We start from the raw sequence: 265 nt of genomic DNA, 5'->3' as shown, positions 1-265 counted from the left end.
GTCGTCGACATGGAAGGTCATCACGGGCTTGCGGAATCGTCCGTCAAGGTAATCGCCGCACCACCAAATCAGAAGACACCGCGCGTTTCCTGAGCTTGGCAGCACCACGCATCTTCTCGGCTCGTCTCTCCTGGCAACCAGCCGGCGCCCCCGATTAGAGCGTTCGTGCAGCCATCAAGCGCTCGGAAAACGCGTACATCCTCCCCGATCCTTGATCAGGATCATTGAATCAGACTGCCACGTCGATCACAGTTCTCCTGTCGCG

The 265-nt window shown here is 58.5% G+C and carries 1 pseudogene; it reads left to right on the top strand.

Annotated elements, in window-relative coordinates:
• Window positions 1-93, top strand: a pseudogene (locus AF337_RS40630) (DUF1883 domain-containing protein); the annotation flags it as partial.
• Window positions 94-265 lie beyond the last annotated feature (172 nt).

Origin of the sequence: Rhizobium ecuadorense (assembly GCF_001187535.1) — a bacterium.
GTDB lineage: Bacteria > Pseudomonadota > Alphaproteobacteria > Rhizobiales > Rhizobiaceae > Rhizobium > Rhizobium ecuadorense.
The sequence above is the reverse complement of the archived record's forward strand: the minus strand, read 5'-3'. Positions and strand labels throughout refer to the sequence as shown.